Consider the following 6591-nt stretch of genomic DNA (forward strand, 5'->3'; position numbering starts at 1 on the left):
ATATTTTATTTAATTATCAATTCCTGAGGTAAGTCATAAGGAAGACATTATTGAAGCGACTAAAATGACTATCCTAGTACTCGAAATCAAAGAGGGAAGGGAAAATCTTCATCTAAGACAAATCACCGAGTTGTCTCTACCATCCTTCTACTCTCGACTTCTTTGCTTGTAGGAATAATTTAGATATGGCTGTTAACTTCAAAAAATCCCTGGTAAGAATTGCGATCGCAAAGCGACTCTTTTGGAGTATCGCTATTTTTTTCGCTACTTTGGTGATTCCAAATAGTGCGATCGCTGTTCCTCTAAAGTTAAGTACTAACCCAACAGCAATAATTGCAATTTCCCAGGAAAACCACACCACATTCACAGAAGAAAAAATAACTCCCCAGGAACATCAAGAACTCCAAGCAGTAAGGCAACGACGCAACCACGAATTAATTCAAATCCTCAACAAATCCCAACGTCGTCAACTCAAACATTTGCTTCGTTCTGGGCAAAGTCTCGAAAACTCAATCGAAGCTTTGGATTTACAACGGGAACAGTGGGATACAATTCAAGCGGTTCTAGAATTGAGTGAATTAAAAATCAAAGGTATTTTATATCGCCATTCCCTACCAATGGAACCCGCTTAGGAACGCAAATTTAATAACATGCAATTTTGATTGAACTTGGAATGGTGCGTTACGCTCCGCTAACACACCCTACCTTTGCACTTTATTTAATGCATGTTCCTTAAAATATGATGATTGGGAATTAGTAGGGGCAAACGGCTGTTTGCCCTGACCATATTTCCATATTTTATTCCCCTGACCATGTGGTTTATCCATAATAATTTGTGTAGCGAACTAATAGTCCCTATTCCCCATTCCCTGGTAATTTATTTTTATGTAACCTTATCGTGGGAATCTGAGAGTATGATTAGTTACTTAGCAAAGCGCCTATTCTTAGTAGTATTGATTGTTACAACCATGTTTATCTCGCCCAGTTTTGTCAATGCACTACCAGCCCAATTGCCAACAAGCGTAACAATTAACATAAATCTTGACAAAAACAACACCAAGATAATCGAGCTAACTCCACGTCAACGTCAAATGATACAAGCGGTAAATCAAGGACGTAATCGCGAAATTGGCAAAGTCTTAGATGAGTCGCAACACCGGAAACTCATGAAACTTGTACTTGGGGGAAATAGTTTAAATCAAGCTATTGATAAACTGAAATTGACAGAGGAAACAAGCGATTTAGTGAAAACAATTGTTGAATTATACGATTTGAAAATGGAAGCTCTCACATCACGCTTATAATTCAAGAGTATTGATGCCCATAGTTCTTAGTTTTTCAGCCATGCGATCGCGCAGCAAGCGTTCTTCCTCTAGTTGCTGTAATGCTTGCTCTTTTTCTTGTTTTTCTTGTTCGGCTTGTTGTTGAGCAAGTTCGGCTTTTTGGGCAATTTCGGTGTAACTCAAAAATCGTTCATCATCGGGACGATATAATTCTAATCCTGTTGATAACAAGTCAAATTTAATACCTAATTTTGGACTTGTCCAACCTAAAATTGGGTCAATTGTTTCCAAATACCCTTCTTGCCGCAGCCAACCACTGAGTTCATTTTTTTCTGGGTCGTACAAATAATACTCTTCGACACCGTGGCGATCGTAAAAGAGTAATTTTTTATCCATCTCGACTTTAGAATTACTCGGTGAAAGAATCTCAAATACGATTTGTGGGGGAATATTATCTTCTTTCCATTGTAGGTATGAACCCCTGTCCCCTTTTGGTCTGTCGAAAGCTACCATCACATCTGGTGCTGTGACTATGTTTGGCTTACCTTTAATAGGATACCACAGCAAGTCACCCGCAACAAATATATTGGGATTATTAATAAACAATAAGTCTAAGTTTTTTTTAATCAGGACAATCAACTCAAACTGCTTGGTATTGTCAGCCATCGGTTTACCATCACTTTCGGGGTAGATAACCTCTGGCTGATTTTGAGTTTCTAGAGGTGCAACCATAGTTAAAAACCTTAATATCAAAAATTAAGGGTGCAATAATATATTACACCCTAAACATTGTATTAGCATGAAAAGATAGGGTTTTTATCCACGTCGCCAAACTTTCACATTACCCTCTGCACTTGCACTTGCAAGGGTATTTCCATCAGGACTAAATGTGAGATATTTAACGCTTGATATGTGTCCAGTTAGGGTAGCAATTTCTTCCCCGGTTTGAGAGTTCCAGAGTCTAACTGTTTTGTCGGCACTACCACTAGCAATAATTGTACCTTCACGATTCACTGCGACAGAATTCACTTCGTCTGTATGACCAACTATTACCCCCATAAATTCTGCGGTTTGCCAATTCCACAGTTTTATTTTACCGTCAGCACAACCACAAATAAATAGTTTCTCGTCTGGGCTAAATGCCACAGAAAACACCGGAGAATGGGCATTAATGGTGGCAATTTGAGACTTTGTGTGCAGGTTCCAAAGTTTAATGGTTTCGTCGTAGCTACCACTAGCTACAATTGCACCATTTGGACTGATAGCCAAACTATTTACCCAGTCGTGATGCTGGACAAAAGTTGCAGTCGCGTGCGTATCATCAGCATTCCAAAATTGAACTGTTTTACCGCGATCGCAACTGACAAAGTTTTTACCATCTTTCCCAAAAGCCAAGGCATTAACTGCGTATGCATGGGTAATAAATTCGCTAATTAGCTTACCAGTAAATACATTCCACAGTTCGATTCGCTGACTCAAACCACTACTAATCAGTGTTTTGCCATCTGGACTAAAGGCAAGTGTTTTCAAAATACCAGAATCGCGTTTGAGAGTACGAATTAGTAACCCTGTTTCTAAATCAAAAAGTTTAATAAATGTACTACCAGTCGCAAGCATTTTTCCATCTGGACTAAATGCTACTGCTTGCGAATTTCTAGTCAGAGTATGGACACATTCCCAAATTTCTGGGTTGGCAAATTCAGTCTTTTTAATTGGCGAGCTAACGGGAATATTAACTAATTTCAGAGCAGATGCATAGTCAAAATACTGCTGTACAGATGGGTTCAACAATGCATTCTTACCGGACATTTCCGTTAGGGAAACCCGATAATCACCAGTAACTTTTGCAACGCTTGCAGGTGAAGCGGAAGTTAAATTTGATATACGTGATGGTAAAAACATAGTCCCTTAGAAATACATCAGATTACAATTTTTTAAACAGTCAGTCACAAATCACTGCCCCCGAAGGAACAGGGAGTGCCAAAACACCTATTCCTATAGACAGACGCAGAGAATAATTATGTAATGAGCGGAGTTTAATGCCGAAAGCGCATTACATTCTACTCTGGCTGAATAGCCTCAGTAGAAACTTGTAATACCTTAGTATAGAAATTTAATAAGAGGATTTACTCATTTAAAGCTTTTGTATTCTCGACTTCCTAACTTTTTCAAGTCAGGCGGCAGTCACAAAAGTTAAAAATTTAGAACGAAAATTGTTTTCCTTAACCTTTATCTCACAGCCATCTAACTTTATTGTCAAGTTTCAGGCGGAAAAATAAAGATAAATTAATAAAATGTTAATGATTAAAATCCATTCTTGTTAACTATTGGCAATTACTAGTCACCAGTTAAGTGTTAGTAAAAATACCAAAAAGTCAAAATTAACCACCAACACCAAGGAACTAACAATCAACAGCCTCCCTTTACTAACTTTTCATACTTCCTGACCCTATACTGTCAGCCTTGATACGGTTTTCCAATCAAAAATGCTATACTACATCAAGTAATTAGTACTATTAATACTCATTACATTTCAGTAATTATCTTTATTTTGAGAGATGGTTCTAGCCTAACCTAAATATTTTCCAGGAAAAAGCATGAACAAAAGAAACACTTACGCACTCATTTCCCCTAATTTCTAGCTTGCAAAACGTAATGCTGTCACTAGTAGTTATACGGAAGAAAATTAATTAGATATATTGCCGATTGTAAAGGATTTTAAAGTAATAATGTAGCCCCTAACAGGGTTATTTTTAATAATTGAAAGCTGGTACACCAAAAAGTAGTAGTCAAAATTTGCCAGAATACTGTTTTTTAGAAAAGGGAAAGGGGCACAAAAAAGACAAGGTATACAACCTACACAATATTTCTCACGTAAAGCCAACCCATTTTCTCCCTCCTATTCCTAACTCCCCATCCCCCACTTCCCTCTATAATTAATTTTTGCCCTAACGAAAGTTCATTAAAACCATGTCGGACGATATCCGTGCCACGAGGCTAGAGAAAGCAGAACAATTTAGACAATTAGGGATAAATCCCTACGCTTACCACTGGGAATCTACCCATCACACCGCACAATTACAGGAAAAGTTTGTAGACTTAGGTAGTGGTGAGGAAGTTGATTTTCCTGTTGCTGTTGCTGGACGAGTGATGGCAAGAAGGTTTATGGGTAAACTGGCATTTTGTACCTTGGAAGACGAAACTGGCAAAATTCAGCTTTATATCGAAAAACAAGCTATAGAAGAAGGCATGTTGGGTACACTAGAAAATGCCTTTAAAACAATTGAAAAACTCGTTGATGTCGGCGACATTATCGGTGTAAAAGGTACTATTAAACGAACTCAAAAGGGCGAATTATCTGTTTTTGTCAAACAATTTTCTATTCTTACCAAATCTCTTTTACCATTGCCTGATAAGTGGCATGGTTTGACTGATGTAGCAAAACGCTATCGTCAGAGGTACTTAGATTTAATTGTTAATCCGGAGGTCAGGCAAACGTTTCGCCGTCGTGCCCAAATTACGGCAGGTATTCGGCGTTACTTAGAGGAACGTGATTTTCTGGAGATTGAAACACCTGTATTGCAGTCGGAAGCTGGTGGTGCTGATGCGCGTCCATTTATCACTTATCACAATACGTTAGATATTCAATTGTATTTGCGTATTGCGACAGAATTACACTTGAAGCGGCTGATTGTGGGTGGGTTTGAGAAGGTATTTGAAATGGGGCGAATTTTCCGGAATGAGGGGATTTCGACTCGCCACAATCCTGAGTTTACATCGATTGAGGTTTATCAAGCATATGCTGATTACCATGACATGATGGATTTAACGGAGGGAATTATTACCACCGTTGCCAATGATGTTATTGGTACATTGCAAATTACTTACCAAGGTGAAGAGGTAAATTTAACACCACCTTGGCGAAGGGTGACAATGCATGATTTAGTTAAGGAAGCTACTGGCTTAGATTTTGCTGCATTTAGTTCTGTGGATGAGGCTAAATCTGCCTGTAAAAATGTGGGTATTCCTGGTATTGATGAATGTACAAATATTGGGAAATTGTTGGTTTTGGCTTTTGAAGAGAAAGTGGAAACAACTTTGATTCAACCGACATTTGTAATTGATTACCCTGTGGAAAATTCACCTTTGGCAAAACCCCATCGTGATAAACCGGGATTGGTGGAACGTTTTGAGTTGTTTATGGTTGGCAGGGAGACAGCTAATAGTTTCTCTGAGTTAACCGATCCAATTGACCAACGTCAGCGTCTGGAAGCGCAAGCTGAACGCAAAGCTGCGGGTGATTTGGAAGCCCAAGGAGTCGATGAGGATTTCTTAACTGCTTTAGAATATGGGATGCCACCAACAGGTGGATTGGGTATTGGGATTGACAGATTGGTCATGTTACTGTGCGATTGTGCCAGTATTCGTGATGCGATCGCATTCCCACTACTCAAACCCGAAAAATCTGACGAAAAAGCTGAACAGGAAGCATAAACAAGAAAGCAGAAGTTAGGAGGCAGAATAAATCCTGACTTCTGACAACTGACTCTTAAACCCCGTTTCCAGATAAAATCCTCAAGAGAAGCAACTTCCCTGAGGAAAATTAATTTTGCAGGCACAAGAAATAAAACAAAGGCTTCAGTCTCTTGTTGAGGAAGCATCTATCATTGAACCAAAGTTAGCGAGAAGACTGGAGGAAATCAATCGTTGGGTAAAAAATGTCAAACCAGGTTCCCTAACTGCAAAGCCTTTACTAAGTTTATTTTTATTACAAATAATTTTAGATGCAGATGCTTGGCTCAAATTTCAAGCTTTAGCGTCAAAAGACGAACAACAAGATGCAATTAATGCATTAAACCCAACTGTTAGATATTGGTACAGTGATTTATTTCCCAAATGGTTAAGCGAATATGACCCCAAATTTTACATTTGGAAACAAAAACTTATGGCTGGAGAATTCTGTCATCAAGATAACAATTTAATCAAATCTATTGCTAACAGTATTAACAGGCAAAATGGTAGTATTGTTCAACGCTATATCGCAGACCTATCGATGGCAACTGATATAATTGTTTGCAACAGACAAGAGAAACCTCTATGTGTTCAATTTACTAGCCTTGCGGATGAATATTCTCAGCAAAAGTTAGATGATTGGCAGGCTAGTTTACGGTTTTGGGGGGTGGAACGAGGATTATTCTTAAGTTACAATCCAAATGTGGATGATTTTGTGAATCGGATAGTCAATATTTCACTTCATAATAGCGATAATCTTCACGTCGGTATTTATTTAAAGTTCAATGTTTAAATT

Annotated in this window: 6 protein-coding genes; 4 read left to right on the forward strand and 2 right to left on the reverse strand. The window is 38.4% G+C overall.

What is annotated here, in order from left to right; genetic code table 11:
• Positions 1-185: 185 nt before the first annotated feature.
• Together CK510_RS23965 and CK510_RS23970 are read left to right on the forward strand one after the other, a co-directional pair.
• The gene (locus tag CK510_RS23965; protein ID WP_095724064.1) at positions 186-632 is read left to right on the forward strand and encodes a hypothetical protein; all 447 of its coding nucleotides are present in this window, start codon (positions 186-188) and stop codon (positions 630-632) included.
• Between the two features lie 282 nt (positions 633-914).
• Positions 915-1304, forward strand: a complete 390-nt coding sequence (locus CK510_RS23970) for a hypothetical protein (protein WP_095724065.1) — start codon at positions 915-917, stop codon at positions 1302-1304.
• Here CK510_RS23970 and CK510_RS23975 read toward each other — a convergent pair.
• Both CK510_RS23975 and CK510_RS23980 read right to left on the reverse strand, forming a co-directional pair.
• A complete protein-coding gene (locus CK510_RS23975) occupies positions 1299-2015 on the reverse strand; it encodes a Uma2 family endonuclease (protein WP_095724066.1) in 717 nt (238 codons plus the stop codon). The two genes, CK510_RS23970 and CK510_RS23975, sit on opposite strands and share 6 nt — an antisense overlap.
• An 84-nt stretch (positions 2016-2099) precedes the next feature.
• Positions 2100-3185 (reverse strand): WD40 repeat domain-containing protein, encoded by a 1086-nt coding sequence (locus CK510_RS23980; protein WP_095724067.1) that lies wholly within the window; start codon positions 3183-3185, stop codon positions 2100-2102.
• 1068 nt (positions 3186-4253) lie between these two features.
• Between CK510_RS23980 and lysS the strand changes: the two genes are divergently transcribed.
• Both lysS and CK510_RS23990 read left to right on the forward strand, forming a co-directional pair.
• Positions 4254-5777, forward strand: coding sequence for a lysine--tRNA ligase (gene lysS / locus CK510_RS23985; protein WP_095724068.1), 1524 nt, complete (start codon positions 4254-4256; stop codon positions 5775-5777).
• A gap of 115 nt (positions 5778-5892) precedes the next feature.
• Complete coding sequence (locus tag CK510_RS23990) at positions 5893-6588, forward strand: hypothetical protein (protein WP_095724069.1); 696 nt, start codon at positions 5893-5895, stop codon at positions 6586-6588.
• The last annotated feature ends 3 nt before the right edge of the window (positions 6589-6591 follow it).

Origin of the sequence: Brunnivagina elsteri CCALA 953 (assembly GCF_002289455.1) — a bacterium.
Lineage (GTDB): Bacteria > Cyanobacteriota > Cyanobacteriia > Cyanobacteriales > Nostocaceae > Brunnivagina > Brunnivagina elsteri.